Below are 25,159 nucleotides of genomic sequence, written 5' to 3' on the forward strand. Positions count from 1 at the left end.
CTGTGCAAGCCTGAACGGCATTGAACGATGCCTGGCCCTGTCAGTGCAACGGTGCACTGGCGGGCAGCAGGCCGGCCTCTTCCTCCTGGCGGCCCAGCTCCAGTGCCTTGGGCACCGCCAGCCAGTAGGCCAGCAGCATGCCCAGCAGGCCACCGGCGAGTTTGCCAATGATCAGCGGCCCGATTAGCGTGGGCTGGAAGTTGGCCGAGTAGGCCAGGTGATCACCAAAGGTGAAGGCGGCGCATACGGCAAAGGCAATCACCAGCACCTTGTCTTTCGGCGGCATGTCGGCCACCAGGCGGAACATCGCCAGGATGTTGGCCGAGGCCGCGAGGATGCCGGCCGCGCCCACCGTCGACAGGCCGAGTTCCGACGCCACCTTTTCGATCGGCTGCGACAGGAAACGCTTGATCAGGTAAACCATCGGGAACGCACCGCACAGCATGATGCCCACGTAGCCGGCAATCTCCAGCGCCCGGAATTGGTCGTCCTTGTCGGCGATGATCGGGGCGAAGCCCCAGCCACCGAACAGCGAAGTGAACGCACCGGTGAAGTACTCGACGATCGACGCCACCAGCACCAGCGTCACGGCGGCGTACATCAACTGCCCCAGCTTGAGGAACAGGCTGACCATGAGGTTGGGGAAGTAGCGCAGCGCCGCCGCCAGTGCCACGCAGAACAGGATCAGCGGCGAAAGGTTGCGCAGCAGGGTGGGCAGGGTGAAGTGCAGCGCCTGGGTCGCAGCGCCCGCCGTGGCGATGTCCGGGCGCACGCCCAGGCCCATGGCCTGCATGCCCATGGCGATCAACACGATGCTGATCGGGATGCTCAGCAGCCCGGCCATGATGCCCAGCGCCATGTACTTGTGGTCGGCCTTGTTGAGCATTGCCAGGCCCACCGGGATGACAAAGATCACCGTCGAACCGCACTGGAAGCCAGTGATAAGGCCGAGGATCCAGCCTTCGGGACTATGCGACAGCGCCTGGGCCAGCTGGTAACCGCCCAGGTCCGAGGCGATGAAGATCGGCCCGGCAATGCCGGCATCGGCGCCCATGGCCAGGAACAGCGGGCCGATGAAGTGGCTGATGAAACTGGAAATGAACGGGATGGCGGCCATGATCCCGGCCACCGGGATGAAGATCGGGCCAATGCTGTGCAGGCCGGCGGTGAACTCCTTGGCCAGCTCGGATTCCGCATTGACGATCGATGCGATCGCGCCGATCACGGCGCACACCATGATCACGTAGATGACGTAAGTGCCTATGTTTTCCATCTGCTGCCTCTGTCTTGTTGGAATTGGCTTTGTGGGCAGAATTGAAGGGTGCTGCGTGTTGTTCTTGTTGGTGCCGGCAGGTACTGCCGGCCGGGCATTACATGGCGGTGTAGGCGTTGTCGACGAACAGGTGCGAGCCGCTGACGAAGCTCGACTCGTCACTGGCCAGGAACAACGCGGCGTTGGCCACTTCGGCCGGGTCGCACAGGCGCCCCTGCATGGTCTTGATTGCTTCGTCGGAAGCGTCCACGCCAAAACCGCGCAGCAGGTCGAGCTCGCGGCGGCCATGGGCGGTGCCGATGAAGCCTGGGCAAATGGCGTTGCTGCGGATGTTCTGGTCGCGGTACTCCACGGCCAGGGCGCGGGCGAACATGTGGCAGGCGCCCTTGGTGGTGCAATACAGCACCTCCATTGGCGTGCCGACCACCGCCGAGATCGACGAGGTGCAGATCACACTGCCGCCGCCGGCGGCGAGCATGCCAGGCAACACCGCCTTGGTGACCAGAAACATGCTTTTCACGTTGACGCTCATCAGCCGGTCCCATTCCGCTTCGCTGGTTTCGAGGAACGGGCCGGCAGCGATGATCCCGGCGTGGTTCATCAGCACGGTGATCGGGCCGAAGTGCGCCTGGGCCTGGGTTACGGCGCGGTGCACCTGGTCGGCCTGCGACACATCGGCGGCGACGAACAGCGCCTGGCCGCCGTCCGCGTTGATGCGCGCCGCCACGGCTTCGCCCTGGCTGGTCGGCAAGTCGAGGATCACCACCTTGGCGCCCTCGGCGGCGAACAGTTCCGACGCGGCCAGGCCACAACCGCCTGCGCCGCCGGTAATCAGTGCCACCTTGCCTTTCAATCGATCCATGGGTGTGCTCCTCGGTTGTCATTTTTGTGGCTTCAAACTAGAGCCGAGGATGAGCGCGGTAAATATACCCAGGGGTATAGCCACCGGTCGAAGTTGCTGAACTAACGGCCAGGCGCATGCCTCCACCGGGCATCATCACCGCCGGAGGTAGGAAGGATGAAACTGCTACTGCCCATTGCCTGTGCCACTGCCCTGTTCTGCGCCCTGCCCGCCTGGGCCTGCACACCGGAAGAAGCGACGCAGAAACGCGAAGAGCTGGCCGGGTTGGTCACCCGGTTGACCGAGCAGAACCCGCAGAAGGCCAAGGAGATCAATGACGAGCTTCAAGGAATGGAGCTGGGGACGGCGAGCAAGGACTTGCCCGACAAGTGTCAGTTGATCGACAAGCGGATCAAGGAGTTGAAAGAGGCGGAGAACAAGGCTGAATAGTGGTCGCCTGTGCTGGCCCCTTCGCGGGCACGCCCGCTCCCACAGGGATAACACAGCCTTCGATATCTGTGATTATCCTGTGGGAGCGGGCGTGCCCGCGAAGAAACCAACAGCGCTACTGAAGGTTACTCAGCCGCAGGCTTGCGCTTCTTCAGCGGCGCCAGGCCGTCAGCGCTGGCCAGCGGTGCGTTGGCCTTTGGCTTGGCAGTTGGCTTGCGCTTTGCGGCTGCCTTCTTGTCACCGGTCTTCTTCTCGACTTTTTTCTTCTTGCTGCCAGCCGCCTTGCCCGAGGCCTTGACCTTCTTCGGCCCGTTGTAGGTGCCCTTCACTTCCTTGATCACCCGGCGCTCGAACTGCTGCTTGAGGTAGCGCTCGATGCTCGACATCAGGTTCCAGTCGTTGTGGGTGATCAGCGAGATCGCCAGGCCTTCGCCACCGGCACGGCCGGTACGGCCCACGCGGTGCACGTACTCGTCACCGCTGCGTGGCATGTCGAAGTTGATCACCAGGTCGAGGCCGTCGATGTCCAGGCCACGGGCCGCGACGTCGGTAGCCACCAGCACCTTGGAGCTGCCCTGCTTGAAGCGCTCCAGGGCCAGCTTGCGGTCCTTCTGGTCCTTCTCGCCGTGCAGCACGAAGGCCTTCACGTCCTTGGCCACCAGGTGGCCGTAGATGCGGTCGGCCAGGGCGCGGGTGTTGGTGAAAATGATCGCCTTGTCGAAGGTTTCGTTGGCCAGCAGCCACTGCACGATCTGCTCTTTGTGCTGGTCGTGGTCGGCGGTGATGATCTGTTGGCGGGTGCCTTCTGCCAGCTGCGAAACGCTGTTGAGCATCAGGTGCTCAGGGTCTTTCAGCACCTTGCCGATCATGTCGCGCAGGGCCGCACCACCAGTGGTGGCGGAGAACAGCAAGGTCTGCTGGCGGTTCTCGCACTCCTTGCACAGGCGCTCCATGTCTTCGGCAAAGCCCATGTCGAGCATGCGGTCGGCTTCGTCGAGGATCAGCACCTGTACGTGGGACAGGTCGAGGTTGCCGGCATTGAGCTGCTCAAGCAGGCGGCCTGGGGTGCCGATCAGCACATCCGGCACCTTGCGCAGCATGGCGGCCTGTTCCTTGAAGTCTTCACCACCGGTGACCAGGCCCGACTTGATGTAGGTGAACTGCGAGAACAGCTGCACCTGCTTGAGGGTCTGCTGGGCCAGCTCACGGGTCGGCAGCAGGATCAGCGCGCGGATTTCAACGCGGCGTTCGCGCAGGTCGACCAGGCGGTTCAGCAGCGGCAGCACGAAGGCCGCGGTCTTGCCGCTGCCGGTCTGCGCGGTCACGCGCAGGTCACGCCCTTGCAGGGCCAGGGGGATGGCCGCAGCCTGCACCGGGGTAGGCTCGACAAAGTTAAGCTCGGCCACGGCTTTAAGCAGGCGTTCGTGCAGGGCGAATTGGGAGAACACGGAGGTAACCTCAGGCAAGTGCGGGAAATTCAGTTGCATAGGGTAACGTTTTCTGCCGCCTTAGCCGAATTTCTTTTGGCAACTTTGTCGCCATCCGCGCTCTAATGGCGCTTCGTTTGGCAACAAGACTGTAAGCAAGCCCATGGATATTCAACGAATCTGGCGTGACTCCCTCGACCTGTGGGGCACCCTTGACCAACATCCGATGTTGCACGCGGCCATCGGCCTGGCGGTGCTGCTGCTTGTTTCTCTGGTCATCGGCCGCCTGGCACGCTTCCTGGTGCTGCATGGCGCCCGCCTCCTGGCCCGCCAGCCAGCACTGAAGTGGCTGGACGACCTGCGCAACAACAAGGTGTTCCACCGCTTGGCGCAGACCACGCCGTCACTGGTGCTGCAGTTCGGCCTGAAACTGGTGCCCGAGCTATCCGACACCGCCCAGCACTTCCTCGGCAATGTCGCCCTGGCCTTTACCCTGCTGTTCATGACCATGGCGCTGTCGTGCCTGCTGGATGCCCTGCTCGACATCTATGCCCGCACCGAACACGCCCGCACCCGCTCGATCAAGGGCTACGTGCAGCTGGCCAAGATGATGCTGTGGATCTTCGCCTCCATCGTCATCGTCGCCACCCTGATCGACCGCTCGCCATTGTTGCTGCTGTCGGGCCTGGGTGCCATGTCGGCGGTGCTGCTGTTGGTGTACAAGGACACCCTGCTGTCGTTCGTCGCCAGTGTGCAGCTGACCAGCAACGACATGCTGCACGTGGGCGACTGGATCGAAATGCCCCAGGTGGGCGCCGATGGCGATGTGGTGGACATCACCCTGCACACGGTGAAGGTGCAGAACTTCGACAAGACCATCGTCTCCATCCCCACCTGGCGCCTGATGAGCGAGTCGTTCCGCAACTACCGCGGCATGCAGCAGTCCGGTGGCCGGCGCATCAAGCGCAGCCTGTTCATCGACGCGGCCGGCGTGCGATTCCTGACGCGCGAGGAAGAACAGCGCCTGAGCCAGGTGCACCTGCTGGCCGACTACCTGGCCGGCAAGCGCCAGGAGCTACAGCGTTGGAACGAAGCGCTGGGGCCAGTGGCCGAGCTGTCGGCCAACCGCCGCAAGCTGACCAACATCGGCACCTTCCGCGCGTTCGCCCTGGCCTACCTGAAAAACCACCCCAACGTGCACCCGAACATGACCTGCATGGTGCGGCAGATGCAGACCACCGCCGAGGGTGTACCGCTGGAGATCTACTGCTTTACCACCACCACGGTGTGGGCGGATTACGAGCGGATTCAGGGGGATATCTTCGATTATCTGCTGGCGGTGTTGCCGGAGTTTGGGCTGAGCTTGTATCAGCAGCCGAGTGGCAATGACATGCGGGTGGGGTTGAGCGGGCGTGTATCGCAAGAGCCTGTGCCGCGTCGGCTGGAAGACATGAGCGAGGCTTGAGATTGCCGGCGATGGGCCGCAAAGCGGCCCCTTTCCGTGTCAGGGCCGAGTCAGGTGTGCGCATTCATGGTTGTCGAAAGCCGGTTGCTCTCGCGCCCATGGACCATGCAATACAGCGCGCCCGCCAGGATCAACCCCATCGCCCAACTGATATCCGCCCCCAGCCACTCGGCCACGAAGCCCGTGTAGAACGACAGCTTCATGAACGGGATGGTACCGATGATCGACACGGCGTACACCGCCAGGCTTCGACGATTGAAGCAGCCATAACGCCCCTTGGCGTCATACAGCGCCCCCACATCATAGTGGCCTCGGCATACCCAGTAATAATCCACCAGGTTGATCGCGCTCCAGGGGATCAACAGGTACAGCTGGCCGATCAGGATGTCGGCAAAGAACGTATCGAAATTGTACTGGGTGGCGATGGCGATCAGCGTTGCCGCTGCGGTCAGCCCAGCCATAACCAAGGCCTTGGCCGTCGCGGTCACCCGCCGGATGGTCTTGAAGGCGCCAAAGATCGTGACCGACGACATGTAGGCGCTGTACAGGCACAGGACGTTGTACTGGATCACCCCCAACGCGATCACGGCCAGCGCCAACGGCGCCCACGGACCGAACAACGCGGCAATGGCTGTGGCCGGGTCATGCCCCAGTGCCGAGGGCAATTCCACCGCCACCAACGCGCCCAGTGCCATCATTGCGAAGGAGCCCAGCGCACAACCGCAATAAGTGGCCCAGAACGTGGCGCGTGGATTGACGTTGGCCGGGAGATAGCGCGAGTAGTCGGCCACATACGGGCCATACCCCAGCGTCCACGAGGCCGACTGGGCAACAATCAGATTGAACGCGGTGAACGAAAAGCCGGTACTCACCGCCGTTGTGGTTGCCATGTCGCCGGGGTGCAGCAGGATCAGCACCAGGGCACCGGCAAAAACCAGTGTGGACAACAGGCTCATCCACGCGCCCAGGCGGTGGATCAGCTCGTAGCCGACAAAGCCGATGACAAAGGTCAGCAAGCCGACCACCACGATCGCCTGGTCATCGCTCATGGGCACCAGCGCCTGCAGCGCATTGCGCATCAGCACGCCGCTGGCGGCGAGGAACAGGACTGCTGCCGTGACCATCACCAGCAAAGGCAGCGCCGCCCCATGGACACCGAACTGCGCCCGGCTCTGGATCATCTGTGGCACGCCCAGGTGCGGCCCTTGGGCAGAGTGCGCGGCCATGAACACGGTGCCGATCAGGTTGCCGACCAACAGGGCCAACAAGGTCCAGCCCAGGCTTAGCCCGGACGCCACGCCCAAGGTGCCGACCATCAGGGCGGTTATCTGGAAATTGGAGCTGAACCAGATGGTGAACAATCGTTTGGGCGTACCATAACGCTCAGCGTGTGGGACAAATTCGATACTTCGCGTTTCTAGCTTCACGCCGGACTCCGATTTTTATTTTTTTGATTATCGGGTAGCCAACGACGGATTTCGGGCCCAGTAACGAACGTGTCATAGCTAGCTGCGCCATGCCTTGCCCGATAACGTCAGGCCACCCAGGCGGCTCATCCACACCGACGCCAGGATCACCGCCCCGCCGAGGAGCAGCCGGCCCAATGGCTCGTGCTGGTTCCAGATCAGCAGGTTCAGCAGCAGCCCCACCGGTACATGCAGGTTGTTCATCACCGCCAGAGTAGCGCCGGAAACCAGGCAGGCGCCCTTGTTCCACCAGTAAAGGCCCAGCGCCGTCGGGCACAGGCCCAGGAACAGCAGCACCAGCCACTGCACATCGGTGGTCGGCAGGTACTGGGCGTTGCCAAACAGCAGGAAGGCCGGCAACACCACGATCAACGCGCCCAGGTAGAAGTAGCCAAAGCGCTTGTAGTGCGGCAGGTCGCTGGGGTGGCGTGCAACCAGGTGGCGGTACAGCACCTGGCCGGCGGCGTAGGTGAAGTTGGCCAGTTGCAGCAGCAGGAAGCCGATGAAGAACTCGCCGCTGATGGTGTCGAAGCGGATCACCGCAGCACCGGCCACCGCCACCAGCGCCGCCAGCAGTGCCCACGGGTTGAAGCGCCGGTTCATGGCGTCTTCGATCAGCGTCACGTGCAGCGGCGTGAGAATGGTGAACAGCAGCACCTCCGGCACGGTGAGCACGCGGAAGCTCAGGTACAGGCAGACGTAGGTGATGCCGTACTGCAACGCACCGATCAGCAGCATCGAGCGCATGAAGCGCGGCTCGACCTGGCGCCAGCGAGTCAGCGGCAGGAACACCAGGCCCGCCAGCACCACGCGCGCGAGCACGGCGAAATAGCTGTCGACGTGCCCGGCCAGGTATTCGCCGATCAGGCTGAAGGAGAACGCCTGGATCAGCGCGACGATTATCAGGTAGCCCATGGTTGTCTCTCGTGGATCAAGGCCGCGACCTTAGCGGGTTGCGGTGAATCAGTTCAACCATGGGGAATGTAAGGGCAGTGCCGGCCTCTTCGCGGGTAAACCCGCTCCCACAGGGACACCATAGTCCTCAGGTGCCGTGATATTCCTGTGGGAGCGGGTTTACCCGCGAATAGGCCGGCACAGGCACCCATGAAATTCCAGGCATAAAAAAGCCCGGCCATGCAGGCCGGGCAGGTACACCCAAAGGAGCAACAACAGGTGTCAGGGTTGGGAATTCGCTAAGCCTCAGGCCACCGCCGCCAGCTTGGCCTTGGCCTGGTTGACGCCCTTCTCATGGAAGTCAGGGCTCATGTTCAGGCCTTCGGCATGGATGAAGTCGACATCGTGAATGCCGATGAAGGCCATCACCTGGCGCAGGTACGGTTCCTGGTGGTCGCTGGTGGCGCCGGCGTGGATGCCGCCACGGGCAGTCAGGACGATGGCGCGCTTGCCGGTGAGCAAGCCCTGCGGGCCGGTGGGGGTGTACTTGAAAGTGATCCCGGCACGCAGCACGTGGTCCAGCCAGGCCTTGAGGGTGCTGGGGATGGTGAAGTTGTACATCGGCGCAGCCATCACCAGCACGTCGGCAGCGAGCAGTTCATCGGTCAATTCGTTGGAGCGGGCCAAGGCGTCCAGTTCGGCGGCGCTGCGCTGATCTTCGGGCTTCATCCAGCCACCCAGCAGGTTGGCGTCCAGGTGCGGCACCGGGTTCACGGCCAGGTCGCGCACACTGATCTGATCGGCCGGATGGGCGGCCTGCCACTGCTGGATGAAATCACGGGTCAGCTGACGGGAAACGGAATCCTGCTGGCGGGCGCTGCTTTCGATGATCAGTACGCGGGACATGGGGTGCCTCCATCGGCAAAAAGGGTTGCGATTCGATGGAGGTGAGATTACGGCTTGACCTATCGATAAAAAAGCGTAAAAAATGGGTTCAATCTATCGATTTATCAGTTTATTCTGCACTGCAGTTCAAGGCGATCCGTAGTTTGATGATCTGCCGATTGAACTTGGCGGTGACATCGACGCTTTTACCGGCCGGTACGTTCACCCGGCGCACCCGTGGTGCCTCCGGGCCGTTGCGAAAGGTTACCTTGCACGCCGCCGGTACCTGCCCATAGTTGTTGAGGGTGATGGCGCCAATGTCATAGGCGGTGTCATAGGCGGTGTAGTCGAGCTTTACCCCGGTCAGTTCCTTCTCCACATCGATGGGATAAGCCATGGCCCCAAGGGGCAGGCACATCAGTATTGCCGCACAACATTTCTTCATGGGCCGCTCTCCTTGAAAGAGCGCAGCTTAGGACAACAGGAGCGAAAGATGAAAGCGCCGCGCGTAACCCTTGACCAGTGGCGAACCCTGCAGGCGGTGGTCGATCATGGCGGGTTTGCCCAGGCCGCCGAGGCACTGCACCGCTCGCAGTCATCGGTCAGCTACACCGTGGCCCGCATGCAGGAGCAACTGGGCGTGCCGCTGCTGCGCATCGACGGCCGCAAGGCAGTGCTCACCGAGGCCGGCAATGTGCTGCTGCGCCGTTCACGCCACCTGGTCAAGCAGGCCAGCCAGCTCGAAGACCTTGCCCACCACATGGAACAGGGCTGGGAGGCCGAGGTACGCCTGGTGGTCGATGCCGCCTACCCCAGTGCTCGTCTGGTACGTGCCCTGGCCGCGTTCATGCCGCAGAGCCGTGGTTGCCGTGTGCGCCTGCGCGAGGAAGTGCTGTCTGGCGTCGAGGAAGTGATGCACGAAGGCATCGCCGACCTCGCCATCAGCAGCTACAGCATCGGCGGCTACCTGGGCGCCGAACTGAGCGCGGTGGAGTTCGTCGCCGTCGCCCACCCCGAACACAGCCTGCACCGCCTGGGCCGTGAACTGACCTTCCAGGACCTGGAAAGCCAGTTGCAGGTGGTGATCCGCGACTCCGGCCGCGCCCAGCCACGCGATGTCGGCTGGCTGGGTGCCGAGCAACGCTGGACCGTCGGCAGCCTGGGCACTGCCGCCACCTTCGTCAGCAGCGGCCTGGGCTTTGCCTGGCTGCCCCGGCACATGATCGAGCGCGAGCTGCGCGAAGGCGTGCTCAAGCCGTTGCCGCTGGATCAGGGTGGCAGCCGCCACCCACTGTTCTACCTTTATTCGAGCAAAGAGAAGACCTTGGGCCCGGCCACGCAGATTCTCATCGACCTGCTGCGCAATTTCGACACCGCGCCGCTGGACGTGCCCTTCGCAGCCCCCCCACAAGCTTGAGAGGACCGCGCCCATGGCCTATTTCGAACACGAAGGATGCGCACTGCATTACGCGGAATATGGCCAGGGTGAACCCCTGGTATTGCTGCATGGCCTGGGTTCCAGCTGCCAGGACTGGGAAATGCAGGTGCCGCTGCTGAGCCAGCACTACCGGGTGATCGTGATGGACATCCGCGGCCACGGCCGCTCGGACAAACCCCGCGACGGTTACCAGATCGCCACCTTCAGTGCCGACCTGCTGGCCCTGCTCGAACACCTGCACACCGGCCCGGTGCACTTCGTCGGCCTGTCCATGGGCGGCATGGTCGGCTTTCAGTTCGCCGTCGACCACTCGCAATGGCTGCGCAGCCTGTGCATCGTCAACAGCGCCCCCGAGGTAAAGCGCCGCACCCGCAGTGACTGGCTCTGGTGGCTGAAACGCTGGAGCCTGGCGCGCATCCTCAGTGTCGAAACCGTCGGCAAGGGCCTGGCCGAACGCCTGTTCCCCAAACCCGGGCAGGCCGAGCTGCGAGAGAAGATGGCCCAGCGCTGGGCGCGCAATGACAAGCGCGCCTACCTCAAGAGTTTCGACGCCATCGTCGACTGGGGCGTGCACGAACGCATCGGGCAGATCCACTGTCCTACCCTGGTCATCGCCGCCGACCACGATTACACCCCGATACAACTGAAAGAACGCTACGTCGCCCTGATGCCCCACGCCAGGCTGGTGGTCATCGACGATTCCCGGCACGCTACACCCCTCGACCAACCCGAGGTCTTCAACCAGACCCTGCTGCAGTTCCTTGCAGCCGCTTCCACCTCTCAAGGATCTTTGAGCCCATGCTGAAAAAACTCCTGCTCACCGCCTGCTCGGTCGCCTTCGCCACCAGCGTCATGGCCTCCGACAAGACCCCGCACGTACTGCTGGACACCAGCTTCGGCCAGGTAGAAATCGAACTGAATGCCGAGAAGGCACCGATCAGTACCAAGAATTTCCTCGAGTACGTCGACAGTGGCTTCTACAACAACACCATCTTCCACCGGGTAATCCCGGGGTTCATGGTCCAGGGCGGGGGCTTTACTGACCAGATGGTGCAAAAAGACACCAAGGACCCGATTCGCAACGAAGCCAGCAACGGCTTGCAGAACACCCGCGGCACACTGTCGATGGCGCGCACCTCCAACCCGAACTCGGCCACCAGCCAGTTCTTCATCAACGTCGCCGACAATGATTTCCTCAACCCGGGCCGCGACGCCGGTTACGCCGTGTTCGGCAAAGTGACCAAAGGTATGGAAGTGGTCGACCAGATTGTCAATTCGCCGACCACCATCAAAAAAGGCATGCGTGATGTACCGGCCGACCCGGTCTACATCAAGTCGGCCAAACGCATCGACTGACCGCAGGCTTCACAGGGACGTGAAACCGCCTGAGGGCCGGATGGAACAGGAGTGTCGTTACCCATGCTGTACCGCCGTTTTGAACAACTGATCGATATCTTTCGCGAAGCACCCACTGAATCGCCACCTACCAGCGTGTGGCCGTTCTATCTGTATTACCTGCGCCAAGTGTGGCCCAGCTTTCTCGCCCTGCTGGTGGTCGGCCTGGTCGCCTCGCTGATCGAGGTGGCGATGTTCAGCTACCTCAGCCGCATCATCGACCTGGCCCAGGGCACCCCCAATGCCAGTTTCTTCAGCGAACACAGCGGTGAGCTGATCTGGATGCTGGTGGTGGTACTGCTGCTGCGGCCGGTGTTCTTCGGCCTGCACGACCTGCTGGTGCACCAGACCATCAACCCCGGCATGACCAGCCTGATCCGCTGGCAGAACCACACCTATGTGCTCAAGCAGAGCCTGAATTTCTTCCAGAGCGACTTTGCCGGGCGCATCGCCCAGCGCATCATGCAGACCGGCAACTCACTGCGCGACTCTGCGGTGCAGGCGGTGGATGCGCTGTGGCATGTGCTGATCTACGCCATCACCTCGCTGGTGCTGTTTGCCGAGGCCGACTGGCGCCTGATGCTGCCGCTGTTGCTATGGATCGCCGGCTACATTGCCGCGCTGTTCTACTTCGTCCCCCGGGTCAAGGAGCGTTCGGTGATTTCCTCCGACGCCCGCTCCAAGCTGATGGGCCGTATCGTCGACGGTTACACCAACATCGCCACGCTCAAGCTGTTCGCCCACACCGACTACGAACAGCAATATGCCCGCGAAGCGATCAGCGAACAGACCGAGAAGACCCAGCTGGCCGCACGCGTGGTCACCAGCATGGACGTGGTCATCACCACCCTCAACGGCCTGCTGGTGGTCACCACCACCGGCCTGGCGCTGTGGCTTTGGAGCCAGTCGCTGATCACTGTGGGCGCCATCGCCCTGGCCACCGGCCTGGTGATCCGCATCGTTAACATGTCGGGCTGGATCATGTGGGTGGTCAACGGCATCTTCGAGAACATCGGCATGGTGCAGGACGGCCTGCAGACCATCGCCCAACCGGTCACCGTCACCGACCGGCCAAATGCGCCGGCGCTCAAGGTCAGCCGCGGTGCGGTGCGTTTCGATGACGTGGACTTTCATTACGGCAAGGCCGCCAACGTGATCGAAGGGCTCAACCTGGACATCCGCCCGGGCGAGAAGATTGGCCTGATCGGCCCGTCCGGGGCAGGCAAGTCGACCTTGGTCAACCTGCTGCTAAGGCTGTATGACGTGCAGGGTGGGCGCATTCTCATCGACGGCCAGGACATTGCCGAGGTGAGCCAGGCCAGCCTGCGCGCGCAAATCGGCATGATCACCCAGGACACCTCGCTGCTGCACCGCTCGATCCGCGACAACCTGCTGTATGGTCGCCCCGGTGCCAGCGAGGCGGAGCTGCATGAAGCGGTGCGCCGGGCCCGCGCCGACGAGTTCATCCCGCAGCTGTCGGACGCCCAGGGGCGCACCGGTTTCGATGCCCATGTGGGGGAGCGCGGGGTCAAGCTGTCGGGCGGCCAGCGCCAGCGCATCGCTATTGCCCGGGTGCTGCTGAAGAATGCACCGATCCTGATCATGGACGAGGCCACTTCGGCGCTGGACTCGGAGGTGGAAGCCGCGATCCAGGAAAGCCTGGAGACACTGATGCAGGGCAAGACGGTCATCGCCATTGCCCACCGGCTTTCCACCATTGCGCGGATGGACCGGCTGGTGGTGCTGGACAAGGGGCGGATTGTCGAAAGTGGCAGCCATAGTGAGCTGCTGGAGCAGCAAGGCTTGTATGCCCGGTTGTGGCATCACCAGACCGGGGGGTTTGTCGGGGTGGATTGAATCTTTGCCGGCCTCTTCGCGGGTAAACCCGCTCCCACAGGTACTGCATAGGCAGTGGAGTTTGTGCGATCCCTGTGGGAGCGGGTTTACCCGCGAAAAGGCCGGCACAGCCAATACAAATGGATCAGTCCCGGCGATAGGGCAGCATCCCCCTGGCTTCCTCGGCATACGCCCGCACCCCGTCCCGCTCCTGCACCAGAAAATCCTCCACCGCCCGCCGCAGCCCCGGGTGCAGCAGGTAGTGCCATGACCGCGTCAGCACCGGCTCGAACCCGCGAATCAACTTGTGCTCGCCCTGCGCCCCGGCATCGAAACGCTGCAAACCCTCGGCAATGGCAAAGTCCATGCCCTGGTAGAAGCAGGTCTCGAAATGCAGCCGGTCGAATTCATCCAGGCAACCCCAGTAACGACCGAACAGGCTGTCGCCACCCACAAGGCTCAAGGCCATGGCCACATCACGCCCGCCCTGGCGCGCCATCACCACGCGTAGCGCCTCGGGCATGCGCTCGGCCAGCAGGCTGAAGAACTCGCGGGTCAGGTAGGGCGCACGACGGCGCACCGCATAGGTGTTGGCGTAGCAGCGGTAGACGAAATCCCACTGCGCCTGGTCCAGCTCAGCCCCGCGGTACCAACGAAAATCGATGCCCTGCCCGGCTACCTGTTCACGTTCCTTGCGCATTTGCTTGCGCTTGCGTGAACTGAGGCTGTCGAGGAAATCCTGGAAGTCGCGGTAGCCGTGATTGCGCCAATGGAACTGGCAGCCCAGGCGCTCCATCCAGCCTGGCTGGCCAGCGAGCAGTTCGTCCAGCGCCGGGTCAGTGAAATTGATGTGCGCGCCAGACAGCCCGCCCTTGCCCAGGTACTCCGGCAACGCCTGCAGCACCAGCAGGCCATCGGCTGGGTCGGCGGCGAGCAGGCGCGGGCCGCTGACCGGGCTGAACGGCACGGCACCAAGCAGCTTGGGGTAGTAGGCAATGCCGGCTCGCTCACAGGCATCGGCCCAGCCATGGTCGAACACGTACTCGCCAAACGAGTGCCATTTGCGGTACGCCGGCAGCAGCGCCCGTACCTGCCCGTCACGTTCCAGCACCAGGTGCTCGGCAGCCCAGCCGGTGTTGCGCGCGACGCTGCCGCTATCCTCCATGGCGCTGAGAAACGCATGGCGCAGGAACGGTTGGCCGGCCGGCACCAGGGCATCCCAGGTGGCCGCCGGAAGATCACGCAAATGGGCAAGGCTGTACAGGCTGGTCACGGTTTTGGCTCGCTGTTTCAAGGTACCCAGTATCCCCAAGGAAGGCCCGCCACTCAAATCACGATCGCCGGGACAGATCCTTTCATTCTCAATTACTTAACAGCAGTGCCACTAATTCGACATTAATCTGTCACTCGCCCCCGCAATACTTGCGCCTGTTTTCCGGAACCCCAGAACCTGTCTATTCAGGCCCTTTCCGAAGACATGCCAATACAGGGGCGGGCGCTTGAGCCTCCCCCATCTTATTCAACAGGGAGAACCTTATGCGTCTTGTTTCTACACTTACCGGAGTGAGCCTCACCGGCATGATGCTGGCTCTGAGTACTCCGGCCAGTGCAGCTGTCGACGCCAAGCTGCTCGAAATGCTCCGCGCCAACGGCTCGATCAACCAGGCGCAGTACAACGAACTGCAGGCGGACCTGGCTCAAGAAACCAAGGAAAAGGCCGCTCAGAAAGCTCAGTCCGACCGGATGAGCTCCTTTGAACAGAAAGTGGCATGGGCCGCCAAGACCCAGGTCAAGGGTGATGTGCGCCTGCGTTACGAAGACGTCAACGTCGACAACCCGAACAGCAGCAGCGGCAACCAGGACCGCCAGCGCGTGCGTGCTCGTGTCGGCTTCTACAGCGAAATCAACCCGCAGGTCGACGCCGGCATCCGTATCGCCACTGGCAGCAGCGCCGACCGCCGTTCGACCAACCAGAGCTTCGACAACTACTTCGACAAGAAGTCGCTGTGGGTCGACCAGGCCTACCTCGACTGGCACCCGACCGCAGTTCCCAACCTGCACCTGATTGGCGGCAAGATGGCGCAGCCATGGGTGAGCATGGGCGACATCATCTGGGACAGCGACATCAACCCGGAAGGCGTGGCAGCCACCTACAAGACCGACCTGGGCGGGGCCGAAGTGTTCGCCAGCGCCGGTCAGTACACCCTCAAGGACAACGTCGATGGCGACGGTGTGCAATACAAGCATGACGCACAGGTCTATCACGGCCAGTTGGGCGCCAAGTTCGCACCGGCAGATGTGCTCAAGCTGACCGTCGGTGCCAGTATCTATGGCTACGACAACGACAAGGAAGCAACCATTCTGCAGTCGTTCGGCAACACCACCAACGAGTTCAACCTGGTGGAAGGCTTCGGCCAGCTGGACTTCACCGGCTTTGCCATCCCGCTGTCTGCGTACGGCCAGTACGTGAAGAACACCGAAAGCACCGATGGCGAAGACCAGGCCTGGCTGGCAGGCCTGAAAACCAAGGTCGGCGCCTGGAGCCTGGACTACAACTACCGCGACGTGCAGCGTAACGCGGTGGTCAGCCTGTTCACCGACTCCGACTTTGGCAACGGCTTTACCGGTTCGCGCGGGCACAAGTTCAAGGTCGGCTATGAAATCGACAAGAACTTCTCCCTGGGCGCGGCCTACCTGATGGCCAAGACCGATCTGTCGCAATTGCCCAACAGCGATGCCGATGTAGATACCCTGCAGGTAGACCTGGAAGCCAAGTTCTAAGCGATACCCTGCGCTGCGTCACCTGAAGCGGGAAATGCCGACCCCATCCGGCGTTTCCCGCTTTTTTTGCCTGTGAAAAATGCGCCGGCCTCTTCGCGGGTAAACCCGCTCCCACAGGGATATCACAGTTTCAAATGCTGTGGTGTCCCTGTGGGAGCGGGTTCACCCGCGAAGAGGCCGGTACTGGCTTGCGCTCAATCAGCGCTTGCGCAGAATCACGCTACCAATCGAATACCCCGCACCAAACGAGCTCAACACCCCCAGCGAGCCCTTGGGCAGGTCGTCCTGGTACAGGTGGAAGGCAATCACCGACCCCGCCGAACTGGTGTTGGCGTAACGGTCGAGAATCACCGGTGCATCTTCCTCGGCCACTTCACGTCCCAGCAACTTCTTGACGATCAGGTGGTTCATGCTGAGGTTGGCCTGGTGCAGCCAGAAGCGTTTCACATCGCTGGGCTGCAGCCCGTTTTCCTGCAGGTGCTCGCCGATCAGTTCGGCCACCTTCGGGCACACTTCGCGGAACACCTTGCGGCCTTCCTGGATGAACAGCTTGTCCGCTGCACCCTCGCCCTCTTCCGCCGCGCGGTTGAGGAAGCCGAAGTTGTTGCGGATGTTGTTGGAGAACTCGGTCCACAACTTGCTGCTGACGATGTCGAACTGGTGCGCCGAGGTGGCCTTGTCGGCACGTTCGAGCAATACCGCAGTGGCAGCATCGCCAAAGATGAAATGGCTGTCGCGGTCACGGAAGTTCAGGTGGCCGGTGCACACCTCCGGGTTCACCATCAGCACCGCGCGCGCCTGGCCCAGGGCCACGCTGTTGGCGGCGGTCTGGATGCCGAAAGTGGCCGACGAGCAGGCCACGTTCATGTCGAAGGCAAAGCCCTGGATGCCCAGCGCCTGCTGTACTTCGATGGCAATGGCCGGGTACGGGCGCTGCAGGTTGGAACAGGCGACGATCACCCCATCGACATCGGCGGCGGTGCGACCGGCGCGCTCCAGGGCCTGGCGGGCGGCAGCCACGGCCATTTCGCAAAGCACCGACGGCTCGTCGTTGGAGCGCTCTGGCAGGCGCGGCTTCATGCGCTGGGGGTCGAGGATGCCAGCCTTGTCCATGACGAAGCGGCTCTTGATGCCCGAGGCCTTTTCGATGAACGCCGCATCGGACAGCGGCGCCGCTTCGACTTCACCGCGTTCGATGGCGGCAGCGTTGTCCTGGTTGAACTGCTGCGACCAGGCGTTGAAGGAGGCCACCAGTTCTTCGTTGGAAATGCTCTGGGCCGGGGTGTACAGGCCGGTGCCGCTGATCACGACGTTATGCACGGTCGTTCCTCTGGTCAAAGGCCATCGCCACGGGGCGCTGGCTGGGAAACATGACAGGTTAATGGCACTTTAGTACCAATTTAAGGGCGAGGGCTGCGCCCTCGTTCGCGGGCACGCCCGCTCCCACAGGGATCGCGTCGCTCCGAGGACATTGCTGTTCCTGTGGGAGCGGGCGTGCCCGCGAAGGGGCCGCCAAGCGGCCCCAAATTGCATCAATATTGCCACAACTGTGGAAGTTTATCCCTCCACCTGGCTCCATTGCTTGCTCAATCGCTTGTCGGAAATCGGCACCTTGGTTCCCAACTGCTGGGCAAACAGCGACACCCGGTATTCCTCCAGCCACCAGCGGTACACAGTCAGCTGTTCATCGCGCTTGCCTTCCTGGGCATGCTTGTCGGCACGGGCCTTGTACTGCGCCCACAGGTTGGCCAGCTCGCCACTCCACACCCGGTCCTTCTGCACCTGCGAACCGAGCTTCTCCAGGCGCAGCTCCACCGCCTTGAGGTAACGCGGCAGTTCCTTGAACCAGGCCCCAGGCGTTTCGCGCACGAAGCCCGGGTACACCAAGTTGCTGAGCTGTTGCTTGATATCGTTCAACGCCACCGCCTGGCTCAGGTCGATCTTGCCCTTGAAGCGCTTCTGCAGCCCATGCCACAGCTTCAGCACTTCCAACGTCTGCCGTGCCAGGCGCTCGGCATGCTCGGCCCAGCTGCCGCGCTTGCGTTCGGCCAGGCCAGCCAGGGCCGCACCATCACGTGGCAGCGGCTGTTCACCTTCAAGGATGCAGCTGTCCAGGCTGGCCAGCAGAATATCCTCGACCAGCGCCTCGACCCGGCCCATTTCACGGTACAGCAGGCCCAGTTCGGTAAGCCCTGGCAGCTTGCCGCGCAGGTACTTGGCCGGCTCGGCCAACTGCTGCAGCAACAGGCGCTGCAAGGCGCGGCGGTGCTGGAACTCGGCTTCGGCCTGGGTCGAGAAGCGCCCTTCGCGCACGGTGCCACCCTCTTCCACCAGCGCCGGGTACACGGTCATCGACAGGCCGGCGATCTTCTGCTGGGCGGTCTGCTTGACCTCGCTGAAGGCCTTGGCCTGCACCGGCTGCTCGCTCTTGGCGTCACGCGGCACGGCCAGCGCTGCCTGGCTAGCGGCGGCAAAGCGCGCGGTCAGCTCGGCCAGGTCGCGGCCTTCACCGAGAAACTTGCCCTGGCCATCGACCACTTCGATGTTCATGCGCAGGTGGCCTTCGACCAGGTTGACCGACTCGTCCCAGGCCTCGTCGGACACCCGGGCGCCGGTCATGCGCAGCAGCTCCTGACCCAGGGCCTGAGGCAATGCGCCCTGGCCGAAGGTCATGCGCGCCAGCGAGGCCTTGACGAAGTCCGGCACCGGCACGAAGTTCTTGCGCAAGGCCTTGGGCAGGTTGCGCACCAGCGCCACGCACTTGGCTTCCAGCAGGCCTGGCACCAGCCACTCCAGGCGTTCGCCCGGCAGGCTCGGCAACAGCGGCGCTGGCACCCGCACGGTCACGCCGTCACGCGGGTGGCCGGGCTCGAAGTGGTAGCTCAGCGGCAGGCGCAATTCACCCACCTGCAGGCTGTCGGGGTACTGCGCAGCGGTCACTTCGCTGGCCTCACGCGCCAGAACGTCTTCCTCGCGCATGATCAGCAGGTTGGCGTCCTTCTGGCTGCCCATGCGGTACCAGGCGTCGAAGGTCGCGGTCTGGTGGATTTCCGCTGGCAGGCGCGCTTCGTAGAAGGCGTACAGCGTTTCTTCGTCAGCCAGGATGTCGCGCCGACGGGCCTTGGCTTCGAGTTCGTCGAGGGTTTCCAGCAGCCGCTTGTTGGCCGCCAGGCACTTGGCCCGCGACTGGATTTCGCCACCCACCAGGCCTTCGCGGATGAACAGCTCGCGTGAGGTGACCGGGTCGATCGGGCCGAAATGCACCGGGCGGCGACCAACCAGGATCAGGCCGTACAGGGTGATCTGTTCATAGGCCACCACTTGCCCGCGCTTCTTCTCCCAGTGCGGCTCGAAGTGGTTTTTCTTGACCAGGTGGCCGGCCAGCGGTTCGATCCAGTCCGGTTCGATCTTGGCCACCATGCGTGCGTACAGCTTGGTGGTCTCGACCAGTTCGGCGGCCATCACCCACTGCGGGCGCTTGCGCCCCAGGCCCGACGACGGGTGTACCCAGAAGCGCCGCTGCCGCGCCCCCTGGTAGTCGCCTTCTTCGGTCTTCTGGCCGATCTGGCTGAGCAGACCGCTGAGAATGGCCTTGTGCATCTTCTGGTAGTCGCACGGTTCTTTGTTCACCGTCAACTGCAGGTCACGGCAGATCAGCGCAAGCTGGCGATGGGCATCGCGCCATTCGCGCAGGCGCAGGTAGTTCAGGAAGTTCTTGCGGCACCAGTTGCGCAGCGGGTTGGCGGTCAGCGCCTGACGCTGTTCCTCGAAGCCACGCCACAGGTTGACCAGCGCGGCGAAGTCGGAATCTACATCCTTCCATTGCGCGTGCGCCTGATCAGCGGCCTGCTGGCGCTCCGGCGGGCGTTCGCGCGGGTCTTGCACCGACAGCGCACTGGTGACGATCAGCACTTCCTGCAGGCTGCCCAGGCGGGCGCCTTCGAGCAGCATGCGGCCCAGCCGCGGGTCGATCGGCAGGCGCGCCAGCTGGCGACCGATCGGCGTCAGCTGGTTCTCGCGGTTGACCGCCGACAGCTCCTGCAACAAGTTGAAACCGTCGCTGATGGCCTTGCCATCCGGCGGCTCGATGAACGGGAAGGCGTCGATTGCGCCCAGGCGCAGGTGCAGCATCTGCAGGATCACTGCCGCCAGGTTGGTGCGCAGGATTTCCGGGTCGGTGAACGCCGGCCGGCTGTTGAAATCCTCTTCGCTGTACAGGCGCACGCAGATGCCCGGCTCGACCCGGCCGCAGCGGCCCTTACGCTGGTTGGCGCTGGCCTGCGACACCGCCTCGATGGGCAGGCGCTGGACCTTGGCGCGGTAACTGTAGCGGCTGATGCGCGCGGTGCCGGTGTCGATCACATAGCGAATGCCGGGCACGGTCAGCGAGGTTTCCGCAACGTTGGTGGCCAGCACCACACGGCGCCCGGTGTGCGGCTGGAAGATGCGCTGCTGCTCGGCCGGCGACAGGCGCGCGTACAGCGGCAGGATCTCGGTGTGGCGCAGTTGCGCCTTGCGCAGGATCTCGGCGGCATCGCGGATCTCGCGCTCGCCCGGGAGGAAGATCAGCACATCGCCGGGGCCCTTGCCCTCGCTGCGCTCGTGCTGTGCCAGTTCGTCCAGGGTCGCGAGAATGGCCTGATCGACGGTGAGGTCGTCCTCGATCTGGTTGCCCTCCTCGTCCTGCTCGCTGGTCAGCGGGCGGTACCAGGTTTCCACCGGGAAGGTACGCCCGGACACCTCGATGATCGGCGCACCGTCGAAGTGCTGGGAGAAACGCTCAAGGTCGATGGTCGCCGAGGTGATGATCAGTTTCAGGTCTGGGCGACGGTGCAGCAGGGTCTTCAGGTAGCCGAGCAGGAAGTCGATGTTCAGGCTGCGTTCGTGGGCTTCGTCGACGATGATCGTGTCGTAGCGCTCGAGGAAACGGTCGTGCTGGGTTTCGGCCAGCAGGATACCGTCGGTCATCAGCTTGACCAGGGTGTTGGCGTCGCTCTGGTCCTCGAAGCGCACCTGGTAGCCGACCAGCCCGCCCAGGGGCGTACCCAGCTCTTCGGCAACCCGCGCGGCAACACTGCGCGCGGCGATGCGGCGGGGCTGGGTGTGGGCGATCAGGCCATGGCTGCCACGGCCCAGCTCCAGGCAGATCTTCGGCAACTGGGTGGTCTTGCCAGAGCCGGTTTCGCCGGCGATCACCAGCACCTGGTGCTCGGCCAGGGCCTTCTTGATTTCGTCACGCTTGGCAGCGATCGGCAGGCTGTCGTCGTAGCGCACGGTCGGCACGCTCTGCTGGCGCGCAGTGACCTGGGCACAGGACGCCTGGACCCTTTCCACCCACTGCGCCAGCTTGGCCTCGTCGGGGCGCTTGCGCAGTTCGTGCAATTGCCGGCGCAGGCGATGGCGGTCGGCGATCATGGCGTGGTCGAGGTTTTGCAGCAGTTTGTCGATGGCGTGGTCAGTCATGGGGCTTTTTAGTGATGCAGGTGGGCCTGCTTTTTCATGATCGGCATTCGAAGGATGCGCGATTGTCGCAGATTTGGGCCTGCTTTGCTGTCCAGGCTGGCGCTGCCCCTGTAGGAGCGGCCTTGTGTCGCGATGGGGCGCGCAGCGGCCCCGCCAATCTTTGTTGCGAAGCTGAAAACCTGGGGCCGCTGCGCGCCCCATCGCGACACAAGGCCGCTCCTACAGGGATCGCACGGCGGCTGAAAGTTTAGCAAGGGCTTATGTAAAGGTTGCCATTCACTGCTTTAATCAACCTTACGCCGCATGTGAGTATCAAAGGCATGACTCCCGTCCAGCCCATCGCCCCACCGTCGTCCCGCCCTTCGCAAGCGAAGGCCAGGCGCCGTGCCGGTGAAAATCCGCTGGTCCATATCATCCTCGCCTTTTGGGCCCTGTGGCACTGCCGTCACGCACGCCCACCGGATTTCCCGCTCTCGCCTTTGTGACCAAACCCGGCCATCGTCTGGCCGTTTGACTCAGCCGGGCCGCCTGCATGCGCGGTGGCCCGTGCACCCGCGAGCGAATCCAACATGCACTTTGCACCCGTAGAGCAGGCCAGCCGTTTTCTGGCCGACAACCCCGATATCGAGCTGTTCGAACTGTTCATCCTCGACGCCAACGGCGTACCGCGCGGCAAGCTGCTGCACCGCGATGAACTGCTGGCCGTGTACCAGACCGGCCGGCCGCTGCCCAGCACCATCCTCGGCCTGACCCTGAACGGCGACGACGTGGAAAACTCCGGCCTGGTATGGGACGTGGGCGATATCGACTGCCGCGCCTACCCGCTTGAAGGCAGCCTGGTGCGCCTGCCCTGGCGCCGGGTGCCGACCGCCGCAGTGCAGGTGAGCATGCACCCGAGCGAGGGCCTGCCGGCCAGCGTCGCCGACCCGCGCCACGTGCTGCTGCGTACCATCGAGGCGTTGAAGGCCGACGGCTACCATCCGGTGATGGCCTGCGAGCTGGAGTTCTACCTGCTCGACCAGAAACCTGATGCCCAGGGCCGCCCGCAACCGGCACTGGACAACGACGGCGGCCGCCCACGCACCACCCAGGTGTATGGCCTGCGCGAACTGGAGCAGATCGAGCCGTTCCTCGCCGACCTCTACGCCGCCTGCAAGGCCCAGGGCATCCCGGCCCGCACGGCGATTTCGGAATACGCCCCCGGCCAGGTGGAAATCACCCTTGAGCACGGCGACGCCCTGCAGGCGATGGACCAGGCAGTGCGCTACAAACGCCTGGTCAAAGGTATTGCCCGCGCCCATGGCATGCAGGCCTGCTTCATGGCCAAGCCGTTCGCGCAACTGGCCGGTACCGGCATGCACATGCACCTGAGCCTGGCCGACAGCGCCGGCAACAACCTGTTCGCCAGTGAAGACAAGGCCGGCACCCCGCTGCTGCGCCAGGCCGTGGCCGGCATGCTGCGCCACCTGCGCGACTCGCTGCTGCTGTTCTGCCCCAACGCCAACTCGTTCCGCCGCTTCCAGGCCAACAGCTATGCCCCGCTAGCGCCAACCTGGGGCGTGGACAACCGTACCGTGAGCCTGCGCATACCAGGCGGCCCGGCCAACAGCCGGCATGTGGAGCACCGCATCTGCGGCGCCGATGCCAACCCCTACCTGGCCGCTGCGGCGATCCTTGCCGCCAGCCACCGGGGCATCCGCGAACAGCTGGACCCGGGGGCACCGGTGGAAGGCAACGGCTATGCCCAGGCCACCGAACACCTGCCCACCGACTGGCTGACTGCACTCGACGCGCTGCAGCACTCCAGCTGGGCGCGCGAAGCACTGGGCGAGGACTTCCTTGGCGTGTACCTGAAGGTCAAGCGCGCCGAGTACCGCCAGTTCATGGCCGAAGTCAGCGAGCAGGACTGGCGCTGGTACCTGCACCAGGCCTGAGCCCCAGATTACAAGGAACCCTCATGAACGCAGCATTGAACAAGGGCCCGGCGCAGCGCGCGCCGTCCTACTACAGCGCCACCCTCAACGACCACACCGAGTACCCGCAACTCAAGGGCACGGTGCAGGTGGATGTGGCGATCATCGGCGGTGGCTTCACCGGCGTCGCCACGGCGGTGGAACTGGCCGAGCGAGGCCTGAAGGTGGCCATCGTCGAAACCAACCGCATCGGCTGGGGTGCCAGCGGGCGCAACGGCGGCCAGGTTACCGGCAGCCTGTCGGGCGATGAAGCCATGCGCTCGCAGATGCGCAACCGCCTGGGTGCCGAGGTCGATGACTTCATCTGGCACCTGCGCTGGCGCGGTCACCAGGTGATCGAGCAGCGCGTGGCGCGCTACGGCATCGATTGCGACCTCAAGCGCGGCCACCTGCATGCGGCAATGAAGCCTTCGCACATGGCCGAGCTGCGCGCCTTCGAGGCCGAGGCCCAGCGCCGGGGCATGGGCGAGCAGGTGCAACTGCTGGACCGCGCCGGCATGGCCGAGCACCTGCAGAGCCCGTTGTACCTGGGCGCGCTGAAGAACCTGCGCAACCTGCACCTGCACCCGCTCAACCTGTGCCTGGGCGAGGCCCGTGCTGCCCATGGCCTGGGGGCGCTGATTTTCGAAAACTCCGAAGTGCTGGACATCGTCCACGGCCCGCGCCCGGCGGTGGTCACCACGCACGGGCGGGTAGAGGCGCGCCAGGTGATGCTGGCCGGCGATGTGTACCACAAACTGGAAAAGCGCCAGCTCAAGGGCAAGATTTTCCCGGCCATGGGCGGCATCGTCACCACCGCGCCGCTGGGGGAGCTGGCCGAACAGATCAACCCGCAGGACCTGGCGGTATACGACTGCCGCTTCGTCCTCGACTACTACCGCCTGACCGCTGACAAGCGCCTGCTGTTCGGCGGTGGCGCCAACTATTCCGGCCGTGATTCACGGGATATCGAAGGCGAACTGCGCCCGTGCATCGAGCGCACCTTCCCGGCGTTGAAAGGGGTGCCGATCGAGTTCCAGTGGAGCTGCGCCATGGGCATCGTGGTCAACCGCATCCCGCAGCTGGGCAAGCTGTCGGAGAACGTGTGGTATTGCCAGGGTTATTCGGGGCACGGGATTGCCACCAGCCACATCATGGGCGAGATCATGGCCGAGGCATTGACCGGGACATTGGAGAAGTTCGACACCTTTGCCCAGTGCAAGCATGTGCGGGTGCCGATGGGGGACTTGCTGGGGAATCCGCTGCTGGCGGCGGGGATGTGGTACTACCAGATGCTGGAAAAACTGCGCTGAGTTCACTGGCCTCATCGCCGGCAAGCCAGCTCCCACAGGTACTCCACAAGTTTTGAGAATTGTGGAGTACCTGTGGGAGCTGGCTTGTTCTGGTCAAGTATTTCCGGACACCAGTTACGGTGATCAAGCCGCCTGCTGCTCCATAGCTATTGGCGACAAGTAGTTGTTGTAGCTGTGGAGCCTGATTCGGTTGTATCGCATGAAGAAGCTGGTCATGTCCTGCTTGGCCTCTTCAACTTCCTTGTAGCCCTTGGGCGGCACCCATTCTGACTTTAGCGTC

The 25,159-nt window shown here is 63.5% G+C and carries 20 protein-coding genes; 9 read left to right on the forward strand and 11 right to left on the reverse strand.

The window, feature by feature from the left end:
• Nucleotides 1-40: 40 nt before the first annotated feature.
• Entirely contained in the window at nt 41-1,273 is a 1,233-nt protein-coding gene (gene eutH, locus JV551A3_RS23590; protein WP_133974570.1) for an ethanolamine utilization protein EutH, read from the reverse strand.
• A 97-nt stretch (nt 1,274-1,370) separates the two neighbouring features.
• On the reverse strand, nt 1,371-2,135 hold the full coding sequence (locus JV551A3_RS23595; protein ID WP_085589137.1) for an SDR family NAD(P)-dependent oxidoreductase: 765 nt from the start codon (nt 2,133-2,135) through the stop codon (nt 1,371-1,373).
• Between the two features lie 156 nt (nt 2,136-2,291).
• Between JV551A3_RS23595 and JV551A3_RS23600 the strand changes: the two genes are divergently transcribed.
• Nucleotides 2,292-2,564 carry a hypothetical protein gene (locus JV551A3_RS23600; RefSeq protein ID WP_133974572.1) on the forward strand — a complete coding sequence of 91 codons (273 nt, stop codon included), beginning with the start codon at nt 2,292-2,294 and terminating at the stop codon, nt 2,562-2,564.
• Between the two features lie 125 nt (nt 2,565-2,689).
• On the opposite strand, the gene JV551A3_RS23605 is transcribed toward JV551A3_RS23600, so the two are convergent.
• Entirely contained in the window at nt 2,690-4,051 is a 1,362-nt protein-coding gene (locus JV551A3_RS23605; protein ID WP_133974574.1) for a DEAD/DEAH box helicase, read from the reverse strand.
• 103 nt (nt 4,052-4,154) lie between these two features.
• Between JV551A3_RS23605 and JV551A3_RS23610 the strand changes: the two genes are divergently transcribed.
• Nucleotides 4,155-5,456, forward strand: coding sequence for a mechanosensitive ion channel family protein (locus JV551A3_RS23610; RefSeq protein WP_133974576.1), 1,302 nt, complete (start codon nt 4,155-4,157; stop codon nt 5,454-5,456).
• 50 nt (nt 5,457-5,506) lie between these two features.
• Here the strand turns inward: JV551A3_RS23610 and JV551A3_RS23615 are convergent, their stop codons facing one another.
• The 4 genes from JV551A3_RS23615 to JV551A3_RS23630 form a co-directional block, all read right to left on the reverse strand.
• The gene (locus JV551A3_RS23615) at nt 5,507-6,883 is read right to left on the reverse strand and encodes a purine-cytosine permease family protein (RefSeq protein ID WP_133974578.1); all 1,377 of its coding nucleotides are present in this window, start codon (nt 6,881-6,883) and stop codon (nt 5,507-5,509) included.
• 78 nt (nt 6,884-6,961) lie between these two features.
• On the reverse strand, nt 6,962-7,837 hold the full coding sequence (locus JV551A3_RS23620) for a carboxylate/amino acid/amine transporter (protein WP_133974580.1): 876 nt from the start codon (nt 7,835-7,837) through the stop codon (nt 6,962-6,964).
• A 285-nt stretch (nt 7,838-8,122) separates the two neighbouring features.
• Entirely contained in the window at nt 8,123-8,722 is a 600-nt protein-coding gene (locus JV551A3_RS23625; protein ID WP_112253200.1) for an FMN-dependent NADH-azoreductase, read from the reverse strand.
• A gap of 109 nt (nt 8,723-8,831) precedes the next feature.
• Entirely contained in the window at nt 8,832-9,146 is a 315-nt protein-coding gene (locus tag JV551A3_RS23630) for a hypothetical protein (RefSeq protein ID WP_012051530.1), read from the reverse strand.
• A 48-nt stretch (nt 9,147-9,194) separates the two neighbouring features.
• Between JV551A3_RS23630 and JV551A3_RS23635 the strand changes: the two genes are divergently transcribed.
• From JV551A3_RS23635 to JV551A3_RS23650, 4 genes are all read left to right on the forward strand, one after another.
• The gene (locus tag JV551A3_RS23635; protein WP_012273620.1) at nt 9,195-10,118 is read left to right on the forward strand and encodes a LysR family transcriptional regulator; all 924 of its coding nucleotides are present in this window, start codon (nt 9,195-9,197) and stop codon (nt 10,116-10,118) included.
• 13 nt (nt 10,119-10,131) lie between these two features.
• Nucleotides 10,132-10,944: an alpha/beta fold hydrolase gene (locus JV551A3_RS23640; RefSeq protein WP_133974582.1), complete on the forward strand. Its 813-nt coding sequence runs from the start codon at nt 10,132-10,134 to the stop codon at nt 10,942-10,944.
• Nucleotides 10,938-11,495 carry a peptidylprolyl isomerase gene (locus JV551A3_RS23645; RefSeq protein WP_133974584.1) on the forward strand — a complete coding sequence of 186 codons (558 nt, stop codon included), beginning with the start codon at nt 10,938-10,940 and terminating at the stop codon, nt 11,493-11,495. Before JV551A3_RS23640 ends, JV551A3_RS23645 begins: the two co-directional genes overlap by 7 nt.
• Before the next feature lie 63 nt (nt 11,496-11,558).
• On the forward strand, nt 11,559-13,391 hold the full coding sequence (locus JV551A3_RS23650; RefSeq protein WP_133974586.1) for an ABC transporter ATP-binding protein: 1,833 nt from the start codon (nt 11,559-11,561) through the stop codon (nt 13,389-13,391).
• 124 nt (nt 13,392-13,515) lie between these two features.
• Here JV551A3_RS23650 and JV551A3_RS23655 read toward each other — a convergent pair whose 3' ends face one another.
• Nucleotides 13,516-14,643 carry a GNAT family N-acetyltransferase gene (locus JV551A3_RS23655; protein ID WP_133974588.1) on the reverse strand — a complete coding sequence of 376 codons (1,128 nt, stop codon included), beginning with the start codon at nt 14,641-14,643 and terminating at the stop codon, nt 13,516-13,518.
• A 263-nt stretch (nt 14,644-14,906) separates the two neighbouring features.
• Here JV551A3_RS23655 and JV551A3_RS23660 point away from each other — a divergent pair, with 263 nt between their 5' ends.
• A complete protein-coding gene (locus JV551A3_RS23660; protein WP_114168310.1) occupies nt 14,907-16,151 on the forward strand; it encodes a putative porin in 1,245 nt (414 codons plus the stop codon).
• Between the two features lie 198 nt (nt 16,152-16,349).
• Here JV551A3_RS23660 and JV551A3_RS23665 read toward each other — a convergent pair whose 3' ends face one another.
• Together JV551A3_RS23665 and hrpA are read right to left on the reverse strand one after the other, a co-directional pair.
• Nucleotides 16,350-17,471, reverse strand: a complete 1,122-nt coding sequence (locus tag JV551A3_RS23665) for a beta-ketoacyl-ACP synthase III (protein ID WP_133974590.1) — start codon at nt 17,469-17,471, stop codon at nt 16,350-16,352.
• Between the two features lie 237 nt (nt 17,472-17,708).
• Nucleotides 17,709-21,614 carry an ATP-dependent RNA helicase HrpA gene (hrpA, locus tag JV551A3_RS23670; protein WP_133974592.1) on the reverse strand — a complete coding sequence of 1,302 codons (3,906 nt, stop codon included), beginning with the start codon at nt 21,612-21,614 and terminating at the stop codon, nt 17,709-17,711.
• A 569-nt stretch (nt 21,615-22,183) separates the two neighbouring features.
• Here hrpA and JV551A3_RS23675 point away from each other — a divergent pair.
• Nucleotides 22,184-23,548, forward strand: a complete 1,365-nt coding sequence (locus tag JV551A3_RS23675; RefSeq protein ID WP_133974594.1) for a glutamine synthetase family protein — start codon at nt 22,184-22,186, stop codon at nt 23,546-23,548.
• Nucleotides 23,549-23,571: 23 nt separating this feature from the next.
• Complete coding sequence (locus JV551A3_RS23680; protein WP_133974597.1) at nt 23,572-24,879, forward strand: NAD(P)/FAD-dependent oxidoreductase; 1,308 nt, start codon at nt 23,572-23,574, stop codon at nt 24,877-24,879.
• 123 nt (nt 24,880-25,002) lie between these two features.
• On the opposite strand, the gene JV551A3_RS31460 is transcribed toward JV551A3_RS23680, so the two are convergent.
• A partial coding sequence (locus tag JV551A3_RS31460; RefSeq protein ID WP_413038302.1) for an IS3 family transposase occupies nt 25,003-25,159 on the reverse strand: 157 nt, incomplete at its 5' end.

This window comes from Pseudomonas inefficax, from assembly GCF_900277125.1.
Lineage (GTDB): Bacteria > Pseudomonadota > Gammaproteobacteria > Pseudomonadales > Pseudomonadaceae > Aquipseudomonas > Aquipseudomonas inefficax.

What these genes read in the sequence shown, in the direction of transcription:
- eutH (WP_133974570.1), bottom strand. Translation starts at nt 1,273, where the DNA reads ATGGAAAACATAGGCACTTACGTCATCTACGTGATCATGGTGTGCGCC.
- JV551A3_RS23595 (WP_085589137.1), bottom strand. Translation starts at nt 2,135, where the DNA reads ATGGATCGATTGAAAGGCAAGGTGGCACTGATTACCGGCGGCGCAGGC.
- JV551A3_RS23600 (WP_133974572.1), top strand. Translation starts at nt 2,292, where the DNA reads ATGAAACTGCTACTGCCCATTGCCTGTGCCACTGCCCTGTTCTGCGCC.
- JV551A3_RS23605 (WP_133974574.1), bottom strand. Translation starts at nt 4,051, where the DNA reads ATGCAACTGAATTTCCCGCACTTGCCTGAGGTTACCTCCGTGTTCTCC.
- JV551A3_RS23610 (WP_133974576.1), top strand. Translation starts at nt 4,155, where the DNA reads ATGGATATTCAACGAATCTGGCGTGACTCCCTCGACCTGTGGGGCACC.
- JV551A3_RS23620 (WP_133974580.1), bottom strand. Translation starts at nt 7,837, where the DNA reads ATGGGCTACCTGATAATCGTCGCGCTGATCCAGGCGTTCTCCTTCAGC.
- JV551A3_RS23625 (WP_112253200.1), bottom strand. Translation starts at nt 8,722, where the DNA reads ATGTCCCGCGTACTGATCATCGAAAGCAGCGCCCGCCAGCAGGATTCC.
- JV551A3_RS23630 (WP_012051530.1), bottom strand. Translation starts at nt 9,146, where the DNA reads ATGAAGAAATGTTGTGCGGCAATACTGATGTGCCTGCCCCTTGGGGCC.
- JV551A3_RS23635 (WP_012273620.1), top strand. Translation starts at nt 9,195, where the DNA reads ATGAAAGCGCCGCGCGTAACCCTTGACCAGTGGCGAACCCTGCAGGCG.
- JV551A3_RS23640 (WP_133974582.1), top strand. Translation starts at nt 10,132, where the DNA reads ATGGCCTATTTCGAACACGAAGGATGCGCACTGCATTACGCGGAATAT.
- JV551A3_RS23645 (WP_133974584.1), top strand. Translation starts at nt 10,938, where the DNA reads ATGCTGAAAAAACTCCTGCTCACCGCCTGCTCGGTCGCCTTCGCCACC.
- JV551A3_RS23650 (WP_133974586.1), top strand. Translation starts at nt 11,559, where the DNA reads ATGCTGTACCGCCGTTTTGAACAACTGATCGATATCTTTCGCGAAGCA.
- JV551A3_RS23660 (WP_114168310.1), top strand. Translation starts at nt 14,907, where the DNA reads ATGCGTCTTGTTTCTACACTTACCGGAGTGAGCCTCACCGGCATGATG.
- hrpA (WP_133974592.1), bottom strand. Translation starts at nt 21,614, where the DNA reads ATGACTGACCACGCCATCGACAAACTGCTGCAAAACCTCGACCACGCC.
- JV551A3_RS23675 (WP_133974594.1), top strand. Translation starts at nt 22,184, where the DNA reads ATGCACTTTGCACCCGTAGAGCAGGCCAGCCGTTTTCTGGCCGACAAC.
- JV551A3_RS23680 (WP_133974597.1), top strand. Translation starts at nt 23,572, where the DNA reads ATGAACGCAGCATTGAACAAGGGCCCGGCGCAGCGCGCGCCGTCCTAC.